The following is a 20,723-nucleotide window of genomic DNA, read 5'->3' as shown; positions in this document are numbered from 1 at the left end:
ACCGCGGCGGTGATGGCCTCACTCACCGTCAGGCTCGGAAAGATCTCTGCCACCTGAAACGCCCGCATCATGCCGAGACGGACCACATCCAGACTCGATTTGCCGACGATGTCCTGTCCGTCGAAGATCACCTTGCCGGAATTGGGTCGGAAGGCGCCCGAGATCAGATTGAAGAAAGTCGTCTTTCCGGCGCCGTTTGGCCCGATGATCGCGGTGAGCGATCCCTCGGGGAAATCGATGGAGACATTGCGCGTGGCATGGACACCGCCGAAGCGCTTGTCGAGATTCTGCACCGAGAGCATCAGGCGATCCTCTCTTTGGCGAAGGTCTTCTGATCGGTTTCCGGCGCAGGCGTCTTCGCCGCCTTGCGGCTCTCGATGAAATCCATGACGAAATCAGCAACGCCGCGACGCAGGCCGAGCACGATGGCGAGGATCACGATGCCAAGCACCAGTCCGTGATGCTCGGTATAGATCGATACAAAGTGCTCGAGCAGGCGCAGCAGGATCGCACCGATGATCGGCCCGATGAAGAGCTGTGAACTGCCGAGCATGATCATGAAGATCGCCTCGCCCGACGTGGTCCAGAAGCCGAATTCAGGATATGCGCCCGACACAAACAGCGACAGCAGGATGCCGGCCACGCTGGCCATCGCGCCAGCCAGGATGAAGATGCCGAGCTTCATGCGGATGATGTCGACGCCGAGATAATTGGCGCGATTTGGATTGTCGCGGATCAGGCGCAGCGTGTAGCCGAATGGCGATTGCCAGACCTGCCGCATGACGAGGATGCAGATCACGAAGACAACGGCGCAGAAGATATAGAGCGACACGCTGTTGCTGAGATCGATGCCGAGGAATGGCGGCCGCGGAATGCCGCCGCGCAGGCCCTGGTCGCCGCCGGTCAGGCTCACCCAGGTCAGGATGATCGAGTGGATGAACATCTGGAACGCGAGCGTGATGAAGGAGAAATAGATCTCCTTCAAACGCACGCAGATGGCGCCGATCACCAGCGCCAGCACGGCTGTGCCGAGCACCGTGATTAGTATGGCGACCGGGATCGACACCTTGCCCGACTGCATCAGCAGGCCGAACATATAGGCGCCTGACACGAAGAACGCGGCATGGCCGAACGAGACCAGTCCGGTGAGGCCGACCAGCAGGTTCAGCGACATCGCCAGCAGGCCATAGGCCATCACATAAATCAGGAAGTCGCGCAACGACGGCTTGGTGAAGATGAACGGGATCGCCACCAGGATGGCGAGCGTGACGATCGCGATGGCCGCATCGCGCAGAAAACCGGCTTTCATCATCGCGCCACCGCCCGGCCCAGCAGGCCGCTTGGCTTGACGATCAACACGATGGCCATCATGCCGAACATGATGCCATCAACGAAGAGCGGGAATCCGATTGCGCCGAATGCGCGCGTGAATCCGATCAGCAACGCCGCAATCAAGGCACCGACGATCGACCCCATGCCGCCGATCACCGTGACGATGAAGCTTTCGATCAGGATCGACAGGCCCATGCCGGGGGTCAGCGTGCGCGTCGGCGCCGCCAGCGCGCCGGCGATCCCGGCGAGTACACTGCCGACACCGAACACCGCCGCATAAAGCAACGTCGTATTGATGCCGAGCGCGCCGACCATCTGCGGATTGATCGCCAGCGCGCGGATGATCTTGCCGATGCGGGTTTTCTCGATGGCAAGCCACAGGCCTGTGCCGATGACGAGACTGGTGACGATCATGAAGACGTAATAGGCCGGCACGAAACCACCCAGGAATTCCAGCGGCGGCAGCGCAAAGACCTCCGGCATGCCCATCATCTTGTATTCGGGGCCGGCAATGATCTTCACGAGATCATCGAAGATCAGGATGACCGCATAACAGACCAGCAACTGCATCAGGATGTCCTTGCCATACACCCTGCTGATGATGAAGCGCTCGAAGATGATGCCGATCATGCCGACGCCGGCAGCGCCTGCGAGGAAGGCCAGCAGGAAGCTCGATGTCGCCGTGTATGTCGCATAGGCGATGTAGGCGCCGGCCATATAGAACGCGCCGTGGGCGAAATTGATGACGCCCAGCACGCCAAAGATCAGCGACAGGCCGGATGCCACCATAAACAGCAACATGCCGATAATGAGGGCCGTCGAGACCTGCGTGACAGCACAGGCCGACGATGAGAGGCAGGAAAAAAGCGCTTCAAGATTCACGACGGCAGTCCTTCGATGATCGGAGCGAGCCTGCTCCGGCCGCCGCGAACGGCGAGCCGGATATGTTGGCGGAGCGTGAGAGCTGCGCAGACCCCGGTTGCGGTATCACGCCGCAAAAAGATCAGGCGTAGCCCTTCTCCTTCTTCCACTGCTTCTCGATCTCGAGGATCTTCGACCATTCGGTATCGACGTAGTCGGTGACCCATGGCGACTTGCTGAGCGTCTTGCCCCAGGCCACCGGGTAATTGATGATCGTATGATCGCTCTCGCGCATGGTGATGCCGCTGCCGCCGAAGGGCAGCTTCACCGTCATGCCGGCGATTTCCTTCGCCAGCGCCGAACTATCCGTATTGCCATTGGTCCGGCGGACGGCCTCGATGATGAATTGCGAGGCGACGTAGTTCTGCCAGGCCCAATTGGTCGGCTCATGCTGCGCGACCTTCACATAGGCATCATTGAACGCGGTGTTTTCCGGTGCTTCCGGGAAGGCTTTGTTATAGCGATAGGCCGTGTTCAGGCCCGCCGGCAGATTCTTGATCGCAGCGAGGACCGGGGGATCACCGATGCCGCCGGCGGAGAAAAAGGCGGTGTTCGCGAACAGGCGATAGAGGTTCGATTGCTCGATGAAGGCCACGACGTCGCCACCCCACAGAGCGGAGTAAACGGCCTGCGGCTTGATCTGCATCAGCTTGGTGATGCTCTCGGTGTAATCGGGTGCGAACAATTTCGGCCATAGCTGATCGACGACTTCGATCGACGGCTCGAACAGCTTGAAATACTGCAGGAACTCCGATGTATTGTCGCGGCCATAGGCATAGTCGGGCGAACAGGTCGCCCACTTCTTGAGGCCCTTCTCCTTGGCGATCTTCGCCGCATAGCTGCCGCCAGCCACGGCGTCGTGGATGCCCTGCCGTGCGGATCGGAATACGTTCTTGCTGAACTGCTTCGGATCGGCCGTCAGAGACGATGTCTCGCTGCAGGTATGGATGCAGAGGATGCCGAGATCGCGCACCACCTCATGCACGGCAAAGCTGCCCGACGAGGCCTCGCCATCGATGACGATGTCGCAGCCGTCATTGTTGACGAGATCGCGCGTCACCTTCGCGGCTTCGTCGGGGCGCCCCTTGGAATCGCGATCGATCACTTCGAACTTGCGGCCATTGATGCCGCCGGCTTCGTTGATCTGATTGAATGCCAGCTGGACAGCGGAGCGGCTGGATGTGCCGAGAATGGCGACGCGGCCGGACAAAATGGTCGGCAGCGCAATTCTGATCACCTTGGCCTGCGCACCGGCGATATGCGGCGTGCTGAATGCGGCGAGGCCCGCCATCGCACCTGCGCCCTTGAGGACGCGTCGGCGTGAAATGCCCTTGGTCGTTGTCGTCATTGAACCCTCCCTGATTTTATGTCCGGCTTTGCCGGTACAAATTTTATTAATTCAAATCGGCATCGCGTTTCAGATGGCGTTGTCTCCTTGCCTTGTTGTGGATCGATCATCCTGCTGCATGAGATCGTGCAGCAGGAACGCAGCGCTGTCCAACGGACTTTACAGAAGTATCGCGTAAATTTGCCGCAACGACCTCGCGGTCGGTCAGCTCAGCGCAAAACCGCGATAGCCGTTCTGCGCAACGTCATTACAGATCGCAGTATAGCGCGCGAAGCCACCGGCGTAGGGCATGAAGACGCGCGGCTTGCCCGGCACATTGGCGCCGAGATACCAGGACGAGCTGGCCATCGGCAGCAATGTGGCATCCGCGGCTTCATTGACATGCGCGACCCATTTCTCGGTAGGCTCGGGCTCCGCCTCGATACGCTTGAGGCCTTTGGCGCGCATGTCGCGGATACAATCGGTGATCCAGTCCACATGCTGCTCGATGGCGATCGGCATGTTGCAGAGCACTGAAGGGCTGCCCGGACCGGTGATGGTGAACAGGTTGGGGAATTTCGGCGATTGCAGGCCGAGATAGGTCTGCGGTCCCGCGGACCATGCATCCTTCAGTTTGTACCCTTGGCTGCCGCTGATGTTGAGATTGACCAGCGGTCCGGTCAGCGCGTCAAAGCCGGTAGCAAAGACGATGATGTCGAGCTCGTAGTCCTGCTTGGTGGTGCGAATGCCCTTCGGCGTGACCTCGACGATCGGCTCCGCCTTGATGTCCACCAGCAGCACATTGTCGCGATTGAACGTCTCAAAATAGCCGCTGTCGATCGGCGGACGCTTGGTGGCAAATCCGTGATCGTAGGGCGTAAGCATCTCCGCGATCGCGGGGTCTTTCACGACTTCCTTGATCTTGCTGCGGAGGAAGTCGGAGGCCGTGAGATTGGCATCGGCATTCTGTAGCACATCCGAGAACGACGCCCGGAAACGCAAGCCGCCGCGCTCCCATGCCTTCTCGTAAATGCCCTGACGCTCTGTGTCAGAAACCGCCAGTGCCGACTGGGTCGAGATGGTGAAGGGATGGCCATTGGTGCCAGCACGCGCGAGCTTCCAGATATCGTCGTAATTTTCGCGGGTGTGCTTCACGTCTTCCGCGGTCACCGGGCCATTGCGCGCCGGAATGCTGTAATTCGCGGTGCGCTGGAACACCGTGAGGTGCCCTGCCTGCTCCGCGATGACGGGCGCCGCCTGAATGCCGGTCGATCCCGTACCAATCTGGCCGACGCGCTTGCCCTTGAAGTCGACGCCGTCATGGGGCCAAAGGCCGGTGTGATACCACTGTCCCTCGAAGCTCTCGAGCCCCTTCATCTTTGGCACATTGGCCGTGGAGAGGCAGCCAACCGCCGTGATCAGAAATGGCGCCGAGAAGGTCTGGTTGTCCTTCGTCCGCACGGTCCAGGTGTTGGTGGCGTCGTCGAAAGCGGCTGACGTGACTTCGGTGTTCAACCGGATATCACGCTTCAGATCGAGCTTATCAGCGACGAAGTTCAGATATTTCCGGATCTCGGGATGTTCGGGATAGCGCTCGCTCCAGCTCCATTCCTGCTCGATCTCCTTGTTGAAGGAGTAGCAGTAATAATAGCTTTCGGAATCGCAGCGCGCACCCGGATATCGGTTCCAGTACCAGGTGCCGCCAACGCCATCGGCCTTTTCGAGCACGACGGCGTTCAGGCCGAGATCATCGCGCAATTTGTGAAGTTGATAGAGGCCGGAAAAACCGGCGCCGATGATGATCGCGTCAACGGCGTGGCGCGATGCTCCATTCGCCGCAGATGCAGCGCTCTCCTTGATGGCCAATGGTCATCTCCCGCTTTGTTTTCTGCGCGGCAGCATGGCGCCGCGCGCTGTTGAATCGAAGGCTAGAGATTTGCCGGATGGCTTTCCATACTCTATCGTTCAAACCTGATGTGAATTTTGGTCACAAGAGAAAACGTGAACCGCTATACCGAGATGCTGGTGTTCGTGCGGGCTGCCGAGGATGGCAGTTTCTCTGCCGCGGCCCGCAATCTGGCGATCACGCCATCGGCGGTGAGCAAACTGGTGGCGCGCCTGGAAGAGCGGGTGGGCGCGCTGTTATTCCGCCGCGCGCACCGCAACATCGTGATGACACCGGAGGGCGAGGTCTTCTACCAGGCCGCCCTCGCCGCCATCGAGGCCGTGGAAGCGGCCGACGCCACCGTCTTCAGCGGCATGCTCGGGCGCGAAACGCTGCGCATTCGCTCGATGCCCATCTTTGGGCAGACGGTGCTGGCGCAAAAACTCCCCGACTTCTGCCGCGCCCATCCGGATCTTCAGGTCGAATTGCAGCTGCGCATCGATCCCGGTCCGCTGCTCGACGAAGGCACCGACGTCACCATCCATGTCGGCCATCTCAGCGACTCCTCGCTGGTGGCGACACGCTTCACCACCACACGCTGGATCATCTGCGCATCGCCGGACTATTTGGCCGAACACGGCACGCCGTCGCACCCGAATGAGCTGGCGCAGCATGCCTGCCTGAATTTTCATGCGTCCATCGCAGCGAGCACCTGGACGGTGCGTGGCGCCGACGGCCAGTCGGCACCAATGACGGTCAAGAGCCGCATCCGATCGAACCAAGCGTCAGTCCTGGTCGAATTCGCCCGCCGGGGTCTTGGCATTGTGCGCCTGATCGAGGTGCAGATCGCCGATGATCTCGCTCAAGGGCGACTGGTCGAACTGTTTCCAGAGCATCAATGCCCCGAGGAGCACCCGATCTACGCGGTCTATCAAAGCCGCCGGCTGCTGAGCAACCGCGTCCGCGTGTTCCTGGATTTCCTGAAAGCCACCTTCCCCGACCCGCCGCCCTGGCAATATTGGCGCAGAAAGTGAGCTTTTGACCGGTGGCGGAAAGGGTGGGATTCGAACCCACGGTACCCTTGCAGGCACGGCGGTTTTCAAGACCGCTGCCTTAAACCACTCGGCCACCTTTCCAGACGGCAGCGCTTAGCAAAGCCCGGCCTCCGGGGGAAGCGAAATACGGAGGAAACCGCCCTCGGATCCATATGCCGGGCTGCGACAGCCGTCCCTGCTCGCAGCGATCGTCACCGATGTCTCGTTTTTTGTCCGCATCAGTCGGAATCGTGCGGGGCCGGACGTCTTCAACAGGAATGCCAGCAAACGTCTTGGAGAATGGATATGCGAAAACTCATCGTCGGCGCTTTTATCAGCCTCGATGGCGTCATGCAGGCGCCCGGCGGGCCGGAGGAAGATCCGATCGGCGGCTTCACATTCGGCGGCTGGGCAACCTCCTATTTCGATGACGAGGCGGGCGCCATGGTTGGCGAGATGTTCAGCGCGCCGTTCGATCTCCTGCTCGGGCGCAAGACCTATGACATCTTCGCCGCGCACTGGCCTTATGCGCCGCCGGACGATCCGATCGGGCCACTGTTCGATCGCATCACCAAATATGTCGCGACACGCAATCAGGACTTCAAGGCGACCTGGCAGAACAGCCACCTGCTCGGTGCCGACGCGGTGGCGGCGATTCGCGCATTGAAGAACGAGGACGGACCGAACCTGCTCACCCAGGGATCGACCGATTTCCTCAAGACACTCTTCGAATACGGGCTGGTCGATGAGATCTACGCCTTCATCTTCCCGCTCATACTCGGGCGCGGCAAGCGACTGTTCGGCGACGCGTCGATGCCGTCATCGCTCAAGCTGCTGTCGTCGCGGACCAGCACGACCGGCGTCACCCTCAATCGCTATGTGCCTGTGGGCGAAGTGGTCACCGGCTCGTTCGAGTTCGCGCAGCCGACCGAAGCCGAACTCGCGCGACGCAAGAATCTGACCTGACCGCCTCAGCGCGCGGGCGTGCTCGGCAGCGGCGCGCCACCGACAGAAATGGCGCCTGCCGGCCGATCTGCCGGCGCGCGCTTGCGGGGCGCCGTCGGCGCCGGGCGCGGAGCCGCTGCCATCGGCGCAGCAGCGACCGGTGTCGCGGGCGCAGCAACCGCAGCGCCAGGCGCTGGCACCCGGCCCTGCTGCACCTGTTCCATACGGGTCGTCAGGCTGGACACCTGCATGGTCAAGCCCTGGATCTGGTCGGACAGCCGCTTGAGCTCGGCTTGCTGGGCTTTCAGCAGATCGGTTGCCGTCTGGATCGAACTGCCGGTCTGCTGCTGGAAAGCTGAGAAATCGGCCGCGCTGACCGCAGGTTCGGACGCGCTCGCCAGCACATCCGCATTTGAGTTGCTGGATGCCGGGCTGGCCACACCGTGCAGCGCGTCGGTGACGGTATCGAGGTTGAGCCAGAGCAGCCCGCCAGCTGCGCCGAGCAAGAGCAGGACGGCCAGAATGCCGATTCCCCCAAACGACCGCCGCTTCCGCAGCGTCACCGGCGGTGGCCCGACATTGATCTCATTCCCGTAACTATCAGCCACTGAGCTTCCCCACGCCTCTTGTCGTCGATCCTGTACCGGCCTCGAGGCCCCCTCGCGGGCACCTTGTCGGCACGGAAGCCACTGGCTTGAACTACCAAACCATTGGGCCTGATAGCGGCATCTCTCTGTTTCACCGGCTTGCGCGCAGCTGACGCCACATGCAGGCCAAGGAATCTGCAAGATGGTGCCACGGTTTAGCGCGCATGGATGTTGCAGCCGCGCATCACCGCGCCACTGAATGAAAATGACCGCGTGAATATCTTTGACTGTGCGGCCTCTCGTGACGTTTGGTCGCCGCGGGGGATAAGGACCACGACCATGATCGATACCGTCACCGCACTGTTCGGCGTACTCAGCGCAAGCATCCTCGTTGCTCACGCCTACGACGGCTTCCGCGCCCGCTTCTGATTTCCGGTCTGCGCGACCGACGCCGCATGCGCGGCGTCCGCTGATATCAGGCCGCGCAAAACCAACTCAGCTCCGGTGTGACAATGGCACCGCCCGAGCCTGCGACCGAGATCCAGGTCGCTACTGGCCACAGCCGCTATAGGCCGGCCAACTCATAAACCACACTCAGGTATTGTTCCGCTGCTGTTGCCGCCTGGTGACAGCTTCAGCCGCCAAGACTCGCTAGGATTTTCTTAATCGCCGAATTCTCGGCGGACAAAGGTTCTCGATGAGACGGCTTGGATTGGCATTGCTCATGGCGATGTCCGGCGTGGCGCCAGCCACGGCGGCCGACCTGCCGTCACGCCTTGTCACCAAGGCGCCGTCCATCTCCGATCCCACATATAATTGGGGCGGCTGGTATGCCGGCGGCCAGATTGGCGCCGCCTGGGGCACGAGCAATGTCGGCAACGCCTTCGTCAATGGCACGACCCCGATCGCCAATCAGCAGATATTTACCGCGACCTCGCCGCAGTTGAGCCCGACCGGATTCAGCGGAGGCGGACAGATCGGCTATAATCACCAGGTCGATCGCTGGCTGTTCGGTATCGAAGCCGATGCGAGCTATACCGGCCTGCGCCAGAGCCATAACGCAACGGCCGCCTTCCCGGCCGGCGGCGCATTTGCGACAACGGCGTCCGTAACCAGTGACTGGATGGCCACGCTCCGCCCGCGGGCCGGCTATGCCGTCGATCGGACCCTGTTCTATGTGACGGGCGGTCTCGCCCTGACCGACCTCAATTTCGCGTCGTCCTATTCCGACACGACCGGCCAAAGCGCCAGTGCGGGTTTTGGTAAAACCAAGTTTGGCTGGGTCGCCGGTGCCGGCATCGAGCATGCTTTCACCCAGAACTGGACTGCCAAGGTCGAATATCTCTATGCGGATTTCGGCAAGCAATCGGTGACGACGCCGGTCCTCTCGGGAGCAGGCGCGGTCAATGGACTGGTCGCTCAGGACGTCGATCTGAAGACCAACACGCTGCGCGGCGGTCTCAACTATCATTTCAGCGGCCCGCAATTTGCCAAATACTGACGACCGCTGCCTCTCGTCTTGAGATCTGAATCTCGTCTTGAGAATCGTCAGCCTGCGAGAGCCAGGGGGCGCCCCGCCACAGGGAAGGTTTCGACCGTTACGGTCCAGCGCAGCGGCCAGCAGGTCAGATCGGGACGCACGGAATGCACGTAGCCACCGACATAAGCGCTGTCGGACGCTTCGCTGAAACGCTCGTCGATCATCTCGCCGTGGAGATGCGCCATCCGGCAGCGGCGCATCTGCGCGTAAGATGTCGTCTCGAATGTGGCCAACATGGGCTCCCGCGATTGCATGATACTCGATAGCGAGCGTCAGTGAGTCGCGGTTAACAAATCTTCAAGCGCATCGCATATCGGGGCGTCGAAGCCTCCCGTCCTCAGCATCTAACCTCTTCGGCGACAAATAATGCGCCGAGCGCCCTCTTCGGCGGCGTGAGCCGCAGCAACCGCCGCGCTTCGCAATGCGGGCATACGAAGGTCCGGACCTCACCTCCGCTGCCATCAGGCTCGATCTTCACCAGGAAAGACTGAGTCCGACAGTTCGAGCATTTGAGGTGCTCGGTTCTGATATTGTCGTTGAGATACGCTCTGCGTCTGGACGGCATATCTGGTCTCCGAAACCGGCTAGGGCTTTCGCTCCCGGTGCCATATTTGGCTTGTCCGAAAGCTCCGGAATGACAACCTGTAATTGCTCAAGAAGACATTTACCCGACCAAGGAATCAGGGCCGTATGGAGGTACCTCACCTGAGGTTGAAAATCTAGATGCCACACGACCTGGCGGTAAGGTTTTTCGCGCAGTGTGGCATCGAATCAATAAATTCCTTGATTGTGAACCAAAGCAGTACAACTGTAGATTTTTATACCGCCATTGAATCGGTGTTCGGGAGGCATGGCATGCACAAGCGATATCAGCCGCTTAACATCCCGATCGAGATCGTCCGCACCGTGGTGGCAATCTCCGAAACAGGTAGTCTGACCAAGGCGGCCGAGCGCCTGGGACTGAGCCAGCCGGCCGTCAGCTCCCAGATCAAGCGCATTCAGGGGCTTGTCGGCGGCGCGCTTTTCACAAAGACGTCCCAGGGGACGACAGCCACGCAGCTCGGCAAACTGGTGCTGCATCAGGCCCGCCGCCTCCTTGACGCCAACGACCAGATGCTGCGGATCGGCGGCGCTGCGCATCTGCCGCAACCGGTCCGGCTCGGGCTGAGCACGCTGTTCGTCCGTCAGTTCCTGAGCCAGCAAGGCACCGGCAAACTCGCCGACGTGATCATCCACACCGACAATTCCGTCGGTATCACCAAGGGGCTGATCGACGGCTATATCGACATCGCCTACATCTTCGAAAATCCGCAGATGACCGGCGAGATCTCGCATCTCATCGTCAATGAGATGGATGAGGAATTTGTCTGGGTCCGCGCCAGGGATTTCGTGCTGAGCCCGGGGGCGCCAGTTCCGCTGCTGACCTGGCCGGGGGACGACCTGATGATCCGCACGCTGACGCGGCACGGCCTTGCCTACAAAATCGTATTCAACAGTCCCGACTATCACGCGAAGCTGGCGGCGGTCGAAGCCGGTATCGGCATTGCCGCGATCCCAAAGCGCATGATTCCGGAGCCGCTCGTTTGGGCACAGGAATATTACCTGCCGCCGCTTCCGCCGCTCAAGGCGTTGCTGTGTGCAAGATCAAATCTGGAAAGCTCGGACAGTACGGAACTGCTGACAGCAATCTCGGAACGCTTCTTCAAGACCCAGCAGGTCGTGAACCTGTAGGTGCCGACGTCACCGCGGCACGAGGTAATGCGTGTCCCATTCGCCACGCGGCACTTCCGCGCCGAGCTGGTAGCTGAACGACTTGATGTCCAGACCGTCCGGCGACGTCTCGCAGACATAGGCTAGCCTGTACCACTTGCCGGAGGAGCGTATCGCCCCGCCCGGCGCGTTGATCTGGGTTCCACGGATCACAGGGTCGGCAAAGGCGTAAGCGACGAATTCGTCGGGTCGATAGCCCTTGTGTTCCCGGCCGACGATGCCCATCGCACGCGCATCACAGCGCTGCTCGATGCGGGTCACCGGATCGAGTTTCAACATCTGATCCGTGCGCGAGGACCGCGCATTGGCGGGGACCACGCCGATGATTCCGGCCGCCACAACGGCGCCAAGAGCGATACTTTTCATGGGCTTGGATGAACGTCTTAAGATTATTTGCGAACAAAGCTATTACGCCAAGCTAGCACGTTCGCTGTCGCAGAACACCCCGCCATCGCAATGGCAGGGTTGCACACTCGCCCTCAACCGATCCGCTTGTGATCGAGCAACTGGTAGAATTCGGACGGTTTGAACTCTCGTCCGCCCAACCCGGAGATGTGAACGCGCCAGCCGGCGTCGGTCAATTGCCGCGCCTGTGCGACGGCGATGTCCGGAATGATCCGGTGCGTGGTCAGGCTCCGGTCGTCACGTGTCGCATGGATCGTAAACACTTCACCGCGCCGGGATTGCGCGGGCATTCCGACCTCAAAGCCGTCTTCAACCAACACCGTCGTCAACGCCAGTCTCCTGCAAAGCGACTCGCCTGGGACTATCGTGCGCCGTGTTGGTTAACTGAACCTTGCGGCCAATACGACGGCACTCAAGATTTGAAGACGCCGGTAATTCTGTCCCACAGCGATGGATCCTGACTGGCATCATGCTTCGACTTGTCGGGCTGCGTGGCACTGACCGGATCCGATGCCGGAAAGGTGTCATTCAAGCCGGCCTTCAGATCTTCACTCGTCCTGCGATCTGCCCTCGCCGCTTCCCGTACGCCTTCGGCGTATTTGTCATGCGGCGCCGGATCGAATTTCTCAGCCATGACCGTCTCCTCCTGTGATTGGAGGAAAAACGTGCGCCCGACAAAGAGGTTCCCGAAGACCTCGCTCAGTCGAGACCGCGTTCGCGGCTGAGCTTCACCATTTCCTGGATGAACATCGCCTTCTGCTTCTCGTCGAGCACGAGATAAAGCGGCTCTGCGGCATCCGCGACGGCACGCTGATCGCCGGCGCGATCATTCAGGAACTGCGCCTCATTGCGCATCTGCTCGATGATGTCGTCCGGTGGATCGCGTTTGGCACGTGCGTTGCGCAGCTTGAGCCGCTCGGCGCCATTGTTGCCGAGCGTATGCATGGCATCGCTGAAACCGGCCCAGTTCTTTTCCTGCTCAGGGGTCAGATTGAGAGAAGTCTTGATGCGCGTAATGTTGGCGTCGCTATTGGCGACGATCTGTTCGGCGGTCAATTCCGGCGATTGCTCGGCGCCTTTCTTGCCCTTCTTTGCCTTGGCCTGCTTGGTATTAGACTGGGCGCCAGACACGGGCCCACGCACGCTGTTGTTGTTCGAGGGCACGCCGAGCACCCCGCCGACCGCGCCGACGACACCGCCGATCGCACCGCCCAGCACGCCGCCGATCGGCCCTGCCGCACGATTGCCGTCGCGCGCGCCCTGCTGCATCCCCTGCACCAGCCCCTGGGCATGAACGGCGCTCACATGCCCAAGCAACATGACGACAGTGACACACAGCAAGCGATGCAGCTGGGACGATCGGATCATCGGCATCTCCATGGCCGCTTTTGCGGCGCAGCAAAATCCGCAGACCGGAATCTGCAGCATCGAACATAGTCGCTTCGCTTCGATCAAGTCCACCAGCGGCGTCATGCATGTGCTGCAGCAGCCGATATGGACCTCGTCGCACCAAGCCTGTTAGATAAATCCGGCGCAACGGCGAATGTTTGCGCATCACAGATAGAATCTCTCAAGGGGTGGATATGGCGACCAACAAGAAGAAACTTCTGATCACCGAGTCGCTCTCTCCGCAAGGTCGCGAGTTGTTTGCTGCGCGCGATGACATCGAGATCATCAACTTCAGCAATCTGATTTCCGCCCCGGACTTCCTCAAACTCATCGAAGCCAATGCGCCCGTACACGGCGCAGCGCTTGGCGCTACGCGTTTCGGCGCGCCCGAGCTCGAAGCCAGCAAAGACCTGAAGGTCGTGGCCCGTATCGGCGTCGGCTATGACGCAGTGGATGTGCCGGCGCTCAGCAAACACAAGGTGCTGCTGATGATCGCAGGCACCGCCAATTCGCCTTCGGTTGCCGAACAAGCATTGTTCATGATGCTCACGCTGGCCAAGCGCGCGGCCGAATTGCATGCCATGGTCAAGGACGGCAAATGGGCGACGCGCTTCACCGCACTGCCATTCGATCTGTTCGGCAAGACCGTTCTCGTGATCGGCTTCGGCCGCATCGGCACGCGCACCGCATCGCGCTGCCAGGCCATGGAAATGAACGTGCTGATCTATGACCCCTATGTCTCCGCCGATGCGATCAAGGCGGCTGGCTATGAGCCGGTGAAGGATCTCGACGCCGGTGTCGCGCAGGCGGACTTTGTCACTTTGCACTGCCCAAAGACGCCGGAAACCACTGGCCTGTTCGATGCCGCGCGCATCGCGAAGATGAAGCCAACGGCTTATCTCATCAACACCGCCCGCGGCGGCATCGTAGTGGAAGCCGCGCTCTACGCCGCCCTGACGTCAGGCAAGCTCGCCGGCGCCGGTCTCGATGTGTTCGAAGCCGAACCACCTCCGCTTGGTCACGCGCTGTTCGAGTTGCCGAATGTCATCATCGCCCCGCATGTCGCCGGTGTCACCCGCGAAGCACTCGACCGCATGGGTCTGCAGACGGCTCGCAACATACTGAGTGCCATCGACGGCGAACCGATCCGCGCCAATGTGGTCAATGCCGACATTCTGGACTGACGGTGACGTGCACGGCTGCCGGGCAAATGGTCGCCGGCACGCCCCAAAACGGCCACAGGCGTTGTGAAAGTGTCATATAGCCGGCTCACCGCCGGCATCTAACACCTTGATTTACCTTTTGGATTTACCGGGAGCCACCGCATGACCCAGAGCGATCCGACCGATCATGCCCTTGCCGCCATTGCCAGCATTCTCGACAGCAAGGAATCCTCGCTGTCGCGGATCGCCACGGCAGAGCCGGCGGCGGCCGGTGAAGACACCGTCGTGGTCGTCGCCGAGCGGGTCACGGTGACTGTCGAGCAGGAAACCGTCATTGCTGAGATCGACGCGCCAACCACGGCGCCTGGGCACGACTCCGAAGCGGCGGCGGAGCTTGTCGCGATCGAGCCTGCCGAGGTCGATGGCTATACTCGCCTTGGTCCTGGCCCGCTCGATGCCATTCGTTTCCGCTGGACTGCACGGCGCGACGAGGACGGCCAGTATTTCGTCGATGAGACGATCGGTAGCCATTCGCGGCCGATTCCGTCAGGTCCGATGCCCCGCGGCGAGGTGGTCGCATTCATCAATGCGCGCGAAAGTGCGGCACGCGAACGCTTTCAGAGCCTGAAGCGCCAGATGACCATCAGCCGCGAGGTGCCTCAGGTCGAAGCTGTGGGCGAAAGTTGACGCCAGCCTAACTTTTCGGAACGGCGGCATGAACCCGCCGTTTTGTCCTGACGACGAAGAAGCACAACGGTTTCGGTGAGGTCTGCGCTCTGGAGGCGAGACGCAGCTAATGGATCGGAACCGGATGCGCAAACGTTCAGGGGACCATCATGACGCGCTTCGCCGCCATTATTGCCGCCATCCTGGTGGCCACAACGACAGCACAGGCTGCCGACACCTACTCCTTTGATATCGGCGGCCAGACCGTCACCATCGACGCTCCGAAGGATTGCAGTTCTGCTGACTGCGTGTCGATCTCGATCCCCGGTGTGTTCGAATACAACACCAAGCGCGTTCGCCGCGATCGTGACCGCGACAACGGCGAGAGCAACACGGCGCCATCCCCCCGAGAGGAGCGCGTGCGACCCGCCCCGCCATCAACCACGGCCCAGCCTGCGCAACCAGCACCGGCGCCTGCGCCTGTCGCAGCCGCTCCTGCGGCGCCAGCGACGACTGCCACGCCGCCGGCGCCATCAGCCGCAGCACCGAGCAGCACGCCTGCCGCAGCAGAGCCTGCAAAGCCCGCGCAATCGACCGTGGTTGCAAATGCGCCTGCCGCCGATTCTGCCGTGAAACCGGCACCGACGGCCGCGGCCGCCGCCTCGCCGCTCGGGATCTGGATGACCGAGAAGAACGAAGGCAAGATCCGCATCGAAGCCTGCGGCAACGACATCTGCGGCTATGCCATGGACAAGAAGACCGAGGCCAATGGCGAAAAGATCCTGATCAATATGAAGCCGGGCGACAACAAATGGGCCGGAAAGATCTACGACCCCAAGAGCCGCAGCACCTATGACTCGACCATCGCGCTGAACGGCAATGACGCACTACGCGTGCAGGGCTGCGCCTTCGGCGGCATGTTCTGCGGTGGTCAGACCTGGACGCGGGTAAATTAACTCCGCTGTCTTCGCCCGGCTTGACCGGGCGATCCAGTAGACACTGACAGCAGTACGAACACGCCGTCGCAGTTTACTGGGCCACCCGCTTTCGCGGGTGGCGACAGTTCAGTTACAAATGCGCCGATTCAACCGACAGCCTTCCCATACTGCGCGTCGGTCACCTTCTCCATCCAGTCGGCCGTCTTGCCATCCTGCGCTTCCTGCATGGCGATATGCACCATGCCGGTTTCGGGTGCTGCGCCATGCCAGTGCTTTTCGCCCGGCGGAATCCACACCGTATCGCCCGGCTTGATCTCGACGATCGCCTGACCTTCGGTTTGAAACCGGCCAACCCCGTCGGTCACATACAGCGTCTGGCCGAACGGATGCGTGTGCCAGGCCGTGCGCGCGCCTGGCTCAAAACTCACGCGGAACGTGACCAGCCGCGCCGGCGCTTCGGCAACGACGACAGGATCCTGCCAGACCGTGCCCGTAAAATACTCTTCCGGCGCCCGTTTGGTCGGACGCGAACCTGCAGGGAAAAGCTTCATGGCACGGTCTCTCTCTCTCTCTGCCCCTCATGGTGAGGAGGCGCAACGCGCCGTCTCGAACCATGAGATGTTCATCGTATCTGCATCCTTCGAGACGCAGCCTGCGGCCGCTCCTCAGGATGAGGGTGACATCGTCTTACTCTTACTTCTTCGACGCGGCGTAGCGCGCCTTGGTCTCGGCATTCATCGGATAGAGGCCCGGCAGCGAAGCGCCGTTGTTCACCTCATTGACGATCCAGGCTTCCATGCGCTCCTGCTCTTCGCCTTCAGCGAGAACGTGATCGAGGAACGCTTTCGGAATCACAACTGCACCATCCTGATCGGCGACGATGATATCGTCCGGGAAAATGGCAACGCCGCCGCAGCCGATCGGTTCACCCCAGCCGACAAAGGTCAGGCCAGTCACCGACGCCGGTGCCGCAAAGCCATCACACCACACGGGCAGATTGGTGCCGAGCACGCCTTCGACGTCACGCACCACGCCGTCGCTGACCAGCGCCGCAACGCCGCGCTTCTGCATGCGCGCGCACAGGATGTCGCCGAAGATTCCGGCGTCGGTGATGCCCATGGCATCGACCACAGCGATGCAGCCTTCCGGCATCGCCTCGATGGCGGTGCGGGTCGAGATTGGCGACGACCAGGATTCCGGCGTGGCAAGGTCTTCACGGGCCGGCACAAAGCGCAGCGTGAAAGCAGGCCCGACGAGCCGCGGCAGGCCCGGACGCAACGGCTTGGCGCCGCGGACCCAGACATTACGCAGCCCTTTCTTCAGCAACACCGTGGTGATGGTGGCGGTGGAGATCTTGGACAGGGTGGCAATGACTTCGGGAGACAGGGACATGCGCGGAGCTTTCCGTCAGGGGGTTATCAGGCGGCGCATCTTGCGGTGGAATGCCACGGCGTCAAGGGGCGCCGTCGCACGCGTGGCCTGCCGCAAGAAAATGCATCGCGATCACTGCAGCTTATCGCCACCATGTGTATTAATTTATTGAAGATGCACGGCTATTTCAAAATCGCGAATTCCACTCGCCGGCAAAACGCGCTATGCAAAGCGTGTTCGTGACCGACGTGAGACGCCATGGCCGCAGTTCTCTCCCCGCCCCGCATCCTGCCATCCGGCGATGCCGCCATCACTGTCGAATTCAGCCGCACCATCGACGAGGACGCCAATCGTCGCGTGCTGGCGCTGGACAAGCTCGTGGCGGCAGAGGCGCTGCCGGCCGTCACCGAAACCGTCCCGACCTATCGTTCGCTGCTGGTGCATTACGATCCGCTGCAGATCGATTTTGACGGACTCGGCGAAAAGCTTACCGAGCTGGCACTGAAGCCATTGCCTGAGGCAAAGGCCGCACGGCGGTGGCGTATTCCTGTGGCTTATGGTGGCGAGAACGGGATCGATCTGGAAGACGTCGCCAAGGCGCTGAGCATCACGCCTGACGAAGTCGTGTCGCGCCATGTGGCCGGCGACTACAAGGTCGCGATGATCGGCTTCACGCCCGGCTGGTCCTATCTCTCAGGCTTGCCAAGCGAGATGCAGATGGGACGGAGACAGAATCCGCGGCTGCTGACGCCGGCCGGTACGATCTCCATCGGCGGCATCCAGACCGGCGTGCAATGCCTCGCCGGCCCGAGCGGCTGGCACCTGCTCGGCCGCACCGCCGTGCGCACCTATCAGCTCGGCCGCGATCCGACCTTCCTGCTCGAACCCGGCGATGCCATCACTTTCGCTGCCGTCGATGAGCAGACGTTCAAGGAGCAGGATCGCGCAGCGGACGCGGGAGAATTCGTGGCCGAGTTGATCCCGTCATGAGCAAGCTTATCATCGCTTCCGTCAGCCCCGGCACGTCGGTGCAGGATATCGGCCGCTTTGGCGCGCAGCGCTACGGCCTTGTGCCGTCTGGCGCCGTCGATCGTCTCGCGATGGCTGCTGCCAATGCGTTGCTCGGCAATCCGCTCTTCGCGGCGACCATCGAACTCGGTCCGCTGAATTCGATCTTCACCGCCAAAGGTGGCGCGGTTCGCGTCGCGTTGAGCGGCGCCCTGCGCCCAGCCGACGTCGCAGGCACGCAAGTCATCGTGAATACCACGGTTACGCTCGCCGATGGTGAGAGCATCAATATCGGCGTCGCCCGCTCTGGCACATTCGGCTATCTCGCCATCGAAGGCGGCGTACGCGGCACGCCGATGTTCGGCAGCCTTGCCGTCAACGCCCGCGCCGGTCTCGGCAGCCCCTATCCGCGCCCGCTGCAGGCCAGCGATGAATTGCTGGTGGCGACAGCAAGTGCTGCGACCGAGAAACGCATCGATCTTCCCGCGCCTGTCGAGGGCCCGATCCGTGTCGTGCTCGGCCCGCAGGATGACGAGTTCGCCGACGGCAAGGACCTGTTCCTCAACAGCGACTGGAAGATCTCCGCCACCAGCGACCGCATGGGCTACCGGCTCGAAGGGCCCGTGATCAAGCATCTGCACGGCCACAACATCGTGTCCGACGGCACCGTGAATGGCTCGATCCAGGTGCCTGGCAACGGCCAGCCCATCGTGCTGATGCCGGATCGCGGCACATCCGGCGGCTATCCAAAAATTGCGACGGTGATCTCCGCCGACCTCGGCCGCTTCGGCCAGACCCAGCCGGGCATGCCGTTCCGCTTCAAGGCCATCACCATGGCCGAGGCGCAGGCGGCGTATCGCGCCTATGCAGACTTGCTGCAGAGCCTGCCCGGCCGCGTCCATGATTCCAACATTCTGATGCTCGACATCAAGGCGCTGCTGAACGCCAATGTCGCCGGCACCGCCATCGACGCCATCAATGACGCGACGTGGCAGGTTGCCACGGCGAACACCTGACCGACCGGGAGAGCCCATCATGACCATCGATCTCAATTGCGACCTCGGCGAAAGCTTTGGCATGTGGGAGATGGGCAACGATGCCGCGATGATCGATCTCGCGACATCGGTGAACATCGCCTGCGGCTATCACGCCGGCGATGCCGATGTGATGCGCAAGACCGTACAACTCGCCAAGGCGCGCGGCGTGAAGATCGGCGCGCATCCGGGCTATCGCGATCTGCACGGCTTTGGTCGCCGTCCCATCGTCGGCCTCACTGCGCTGGAGATCGAGAACCTGATCGCCTATCAAATCGGCGCCTTGCAGGGCATTGCCGCCATGGAAGGCTACAAGGTCACCCATGTGAAGGCGCATGGCGCGATATCCAATGTCGCCTGCGAGGATGATATGACCGCTCGCGCCATCGCCGCTGGCATCAAGGCGGTGGATCGCAACCTGACCTTCGTGGTCTTGGCGAATTCAAAGCTGGTGACTGCCGGTGAAGCCGCCGGCTTGCCGCTGGCGCATGAGGTGTTTGCCGACCGCGCCTATGAGGACAATGGCAATCTCGTCTCGCGCAAGAAGGAAGGCGCGGTGCTGCATGATCCCAAATTGGTCGCGGATCGCGTGGTGAAGATGGCGCAGACGGGTGAAGTGATCTCGATCACCGGCAAGGTCATCAAGATGAAAATGGACACGGTGTGTATCCATGGCGACACCCATGGCGCGGTGGAGATCGGCCGCCAGGTACGGGCCGGATTGCAGGCCGCCGGGATCGATGTGACGCCGTTCAAGACGGTGCTGTAGTCCACGTCTTGCTCTCCGTCCTCATGGTGAGGAGGCGCTTCTTCGGCGCCGTCTCGAACCATGAATGGCCTGGCTGGAGCTTGCGGCCATCCTTCGAGACGCGGTCGAAACCGACCGCTCCTCAGCATGAGGGCTGAGTGTGGAAGAACCGCCTTCCCTCACCGATCGTTCAGCATCCCCTCATGCGGCAGGCCTTCGATCGGGCATTCCTCGACACCCACTGTCCTGCGCGTGATGGCTTCGACATTCTCGCGGGCCTGATCTGGATTGTTCACCCAGGTCGCATAGAAATCGAACGGGCATGCCGCCACGCCCTTGTTGCTTTCGCCGGAATTGATGGTGCCGGTATAGCCGCGATGCAGCAGCTTGAAGAGATGGTTCTCGGATTGCCCGTTGCGGCGCGCATCGCGGATCAGCGATTTCGACAGGGCCGCATACTGGATGCCGTAATCTTCTTCGCCGCATTCGCCGAGGGTACGGCCGTCGAAGCCGATGATCGCCGAATGGCCGAAATACGAGTAGACTCCGTCGAATCCTGATGCGTTGGCGACCGCCACATAGGTGTTGTTGGCCCATGCCATCGCCTTCGCCATCAGCACCTGCTGGTCCTTGGCGGGATACATGTAGCCCTGGCAGCGC

General features: G+C 61.4%; 24 protein-coding genes and 1 tRNA gene. 10 read left to right on the top strand and 15 right to left on the bottom strand.

Going from position 1 to position 20,723, the window contains the following annotated elements; genetic code table 11:
* The 5 genes from ACIQ2A_RS20885 to ACIQ2A_RS20865 all read right to left on the bottom strand — a co-directional run.
* On the bottom strand, positions 1–302 hold a 302-nt coding region (locus ACIQ2A_RS20885), incomplete at its 3' end, for an ATP-binding cassette domain-containing protein (RefSeq protein WP_398482902.1).
* The gene (locus ACIQ2A_RS20880; protein ID WP_398482900.1) at positions 302–1,312 is read right to left on the bottom strand and encodes a branched-chain amino acid ABC transporter permease; all 1,011 of its coding nucleotides are present in this window, start codon (positions 1,310–1,312) and stop codon (positions 302–304) included. The genes ACIQ2A_RS20885 and ACIQ2A_RS20880, both read right to left, overlap by 1 nt.
* On the bottom strand, positions 1,309–2,214 hold the full coding sequence (locus ACIQ2A_RS20875) for a branched-chain amino acid ABC transporter permease (RefSeq protein ID WP_398482897.1): 906 nt from the start codon (positions 2,212–2,214) through the stop codon (positions 1,309–1,311). Before ACIQ2A_RS20875 ends, ACIQ2A_RS20880 begins: the two co-directional genes overlap by 4 nt.
* 121 nt (positions 2,215–2,335) lie before the next feature.
* Positions 2,336–3,601, bottom strand: coding sequence for an ABC transporter substrate-binding protein (locus ACIQ2A_RS20870; RefSeq protein ID WP_398482895.1), 1,266 nt, complete (start codon positions 3,599–3,601; stop codon positions 2,336–2,338).
* 204 nt (positions 3,602–3,805) lie between these two features.
* A complete protein-coding gene (locus ACIQ2A_RS20865; RefSeq protein WP_398482893.1) occupies positions 3,806–5,446 on the bottom strand; it encodes a flavin-containing monooxygenase in 1,641 nt (546 codons plus the stop codon).
* A 153-nt stretch (positions 5,447–5,599) separates the two neighbouring features.
* Here ACIQ2A_RS20865 and ACIQ2A_RS20860 point away from each other — a divergent pair, with 153 nt between their 5' ends.
* On the top strand, positions 5,600–6,499 hold the full coding sequence (locus tag ACIQ2A_RS20860) for a LysR family transcriptional regulator (RefSeq protein WP_398482891.1): 900 nt from the start codon (positions 5,600–5,602) through the stop codon (positions 6,497–6,499).
* 12 nt (positions 6,500–6,511) lie between these two features.
* On the opposite strand, the gene ACIQ2A_RS20855 is transcribed toward ACIQ2A_RS20860, so the two are convergent.
* Positions 6,512–6,601 (bottom strand) — tRNA-Ser (locus ACIQ2A_RS20855).
* Between the two features lie 204 nt (positions 6,602–6,805).
* On the opposite strand from ACIQ2A_RS20855, the gene ACIQ2A_RS20850 reads away from it, so the two are divergent.
* Positions 6,806–7,465 (top strand): dihydrofolate reductase family protein, encoded by a 660-nt coding sequence (locus ACIQ2A_RS20850; protein WP_398482889.1) that lies wholly within the window; start codon positions 6,806–6,808, stop codon positions 7,463–7,465.
* A 5-nt stretch (positions 7,466–7,470) separates the two neighbouring features.
* Here the strand turns inward: ACIQ2A_RS20850 and ACIQ2A_RS20845 are convergent, their stop codons facing one another.
* Positions 7,471–8,052: a hypothetical protein gene (locus tag ACIQ2A_RS20845; RefSeq protein ID WP_398482887.1), complete on the bottom strand. Its 582-nt coding sequence runs from the start codon at positions 8,050–8,052 to the stop codon at positions 7,471–7,473.
* 691 nt (positions 8,053–8,743) lie between these two features.
* On the opposite strand from ACIQ2A_RS20845, the gene ACIQ2A_RS20840 reads away from it, so the two are divergent.
* Entirely contained in the window at positions 8,744–9,532 is a 789-nt protein-coding gene (locus ACIQ2A_RS20840; protein WP_398482885.1) for an outer membrane protein, read from the top strand.
* Positions 9,533–9,579: 47 nt separating this feature from the next.
* Here the strand turns inward: ACIQ2A_RS20840 and ACIQ2A_RS20835 are convergent, their stop codons facing one another.
* Positions 9,580–9,807: a hypothetical protein gene (locus tag ACIQ2A_RS20835; RefSeq protein ID WP_398482883.1), complete on the bottom strand. Its 228-nt coding sequence runs from the start codon at positions 9,805–9,807 to the stop codon at positions 9,580–9,582.
* Between the two features lie 487 nt (positions 9,808–10,294).
* On the opposite strand from ACIQ2A_RS20835, the gene ACIQ2A_RS20830 reads away from it, so the two are divergent.
* Entirely contained in the window at positions 10,295–11,302 is a 1,008-nt protein-coding gene (locus ACIQ2A_RS20830) for a LysR family transcriptional regulator (RefSeq protein ID WP_398482881.1), read from the top strand.
* A 9-nt stretch (positions 11,303–11,311) separates the two neighbouring features.
* Here ACIQ2A_RS20830 and ACIQ2A_RS20825 read toward each other — a convergent pair whose 3' ends face one another.
* The 4 genes from ACIQ2A_RS20825 to ACIQ2A_RS20810 all read right to left on the bottom strand — a co-directional run bounded on the left by ACIQ2A_RS20825 (position 11,312) and on the right by ACIQ2A_RS20810 (position 13,114).
* Positions 11,312–11,707, bottom strand: coding sequence for a DUF930 domain-containing protein (locus ACIQ2A_RS20825; RefSeq protein WP_398482879.1), 396 nt, complete (start codon positions 11,705–11,707; stop codon positions 11,312–11,314).
* A 113-nt stretch (positions 11,708–11,820) separates the two neighbouring features.
* On the bottom strand, positions 11,821–12,075 hold the full coding sequence (locus ACIQ2A_RS20820; RefSeq protein ID WP_398482877.1) for a hypothetical protein: 255 nt from the start codon (positions 12,073–12,075) through the stop codon (positions 11,821–11,823).
* 83 nt (positions 12,076–12,158) lie between these two features.
* Complete coding sequence (locus tag ACIQ2A_RS20815) at positions 12,159–12,380, bottom strand: hypothetical protein (protein WP_398482875.1); 222 nt, start codon at positions 12,378–12,380, stop codon at positions 12,159–12,161.
* 65 nt (positions 12,381–12,445) lie between these two features.
* The gene (locus ACIQ2A_RS20810; RefSeq protein ID WP_398482873.1) at positions 12,446–13,114 is read right to left on the bottom strand and encodes a Spy/CpxP family protein refolding chaperone; all 669 of its coding nucleotides are present in this window, start codon (positions 13,112–13,114) and stop codon (positions 12,446–12,448) included.
* A 215-nt stretch (positions 13,115–13,329) separates the two neighbouring features.
* On the opposite strand from ACIQ2A_RS20810, the gene ACIQ2A_RS20805 reads away from it, so the two are divergent.
* The 3 genes from ACIQ2A_RS20805 (at position 13,330) to ACIQ2A_RS20795 (ending at position 15,920) form a co-directional block, all read left to right on the top strand.
* On the top strand, positions 13,330–14,319 hold the full coding sequence (locus tag ACIQ2A_RS20805; RefSeq protein ID WP_398482870.1) for a hydroxyacid dehydrogenase: 990 nt from the start codon (positions 13,330–13,332) through the stop codon (positions 14,317–14,319).
* A 141-nt stretch (positions 14,320–14,460) separates the two neighbouring features.
* Positions 14,461–14,985: a hypothetical protein gene (locus ACIQ2A_RS20800; RefSeq protein ID WP_398482868.1), complete on the top strand. Its 525-nt coding sequence runs from the start codon at positions 14,461–14,463 to the stop codon at positions 14,983–14,985.
* Between the two features lie 149 nt (positions 14,986–15,134).
* The gene (locus tag ACIQ2A_RS20795) at positions 15,135–15,920 is read left to right on the top strand and encodes a DUF2147 domain-containing protein (protein ID WP_398482866.1); all 786 of its coding nucleotides are present in this window, start codon (positions 15,135–15,137) and stop codon (positions 15,918–15,920) included.
* A 128-nt stretch (positions 15,921–16,048) separates the two neighbouring features.
* Here the strand turns inward: ACIQ2A_RS20795 and ACIQ2A_RS20790 are convergent, their stop codons facing one another.
* On the bottom strand, positions 16,049–16,453 hold the full coding sequence (locus ACIQ2A_RS20790) for a cupin domain-containing protein (protein ID WP_398482864.1): 405 nt from the start codon (positions 16,451–16,453) through the stop codon (positions 16,049–16,051).
* Positions 16,454–16,595: 142 nt separating this feature from the next.
* On the bottom strand, positions 16,596–17,294 hold the full coding sequence (locus ACIQ2A_RS20785) for a ribonuclease activity regulator RraA (RefSeq protein WP_398482862.1): 699 nt from the start codon (positions 17,292–17,294) through the stop codon (positions 16,596–16,598).
* Between the two features lie 237 nt (positions 17,295–17,531).
* Here ACIQ2A_RS20785 and pxpB point away from each other — a divergent pair, with 237 nt between their 5' ends.
* From pxpB to ACIQ2A_RS20770, 3 genes are read left to right on the top strand one after another with little or no spacing between them, the layout of a single operon-like run.
* Positions 17,532–18,263 carry a 5-oxoprolinase subunit PxpB gene (gene pxpB / locus ACIQ2A_RS20780; protein WP_398482860.1) on the top strand — a complete coding sequence of 244 codons (732 nt, stop codon included), beginning with the start codon at positions 17,532–17,534 and terminating at the stop codon, positions 18,261–18,263.
* Positions 18,260–19,297 carry a biotin-dependent carboxyltransferase family protein gene (locus tag ACIQ2A_RS20775; RefSeq protein WP_398482858.1) on the top strand — a complete coding sequence of 346 codons (1,038 nt, stop codon included), beginning with the start codon at positions 18,260–18,262 and terminating at the stop codon, positions 19,295–19,297. Before pxpB ends, ACIQ2A_RS20775 begins: the two co-directional genes overlap by 4 nt.
* Positions 19,298–19,313: 16 nt before the next feature.
* On the top strand, positions 19,314–20,084 hold the full coding sequence (locus ACIQ2A_RS20770; protein ID WP_398482905.1) for a LamB/YcsF family protein: 771 nt from the start codon (positions 19,314–19,316) through the stop codon (positions 20,082–20,084).
* A gap of 158 nt (positions 20,085–20,242) precedes the next feature.
* Here ACIQ2A_RS20770 and ACIQ2A_RS20765 read toward each other — a convergent pair.
* A partial coding sequence (locus ACIQ2A_RS20765; protein ID WP_398482856.1) for a nitrilase-related carbon-nitrogen hydrolase occupies positions 20,243–20,723 on the bottom strand: 481 nt, incomplete at its 5' end.

The organism is Tardiphaga sp. (assembly GCF_044336785.1).
Lineage (GTDB): Bacteria > Pseudomonadota > Alphaproteobacteria > Rhizobiales > Xanthobacteraceae > Tardiphaga.
Note: the sequence above shows the minus strand (reverse complement) of the source record. Positions and strands in the feature narration are given on the sequence as shown.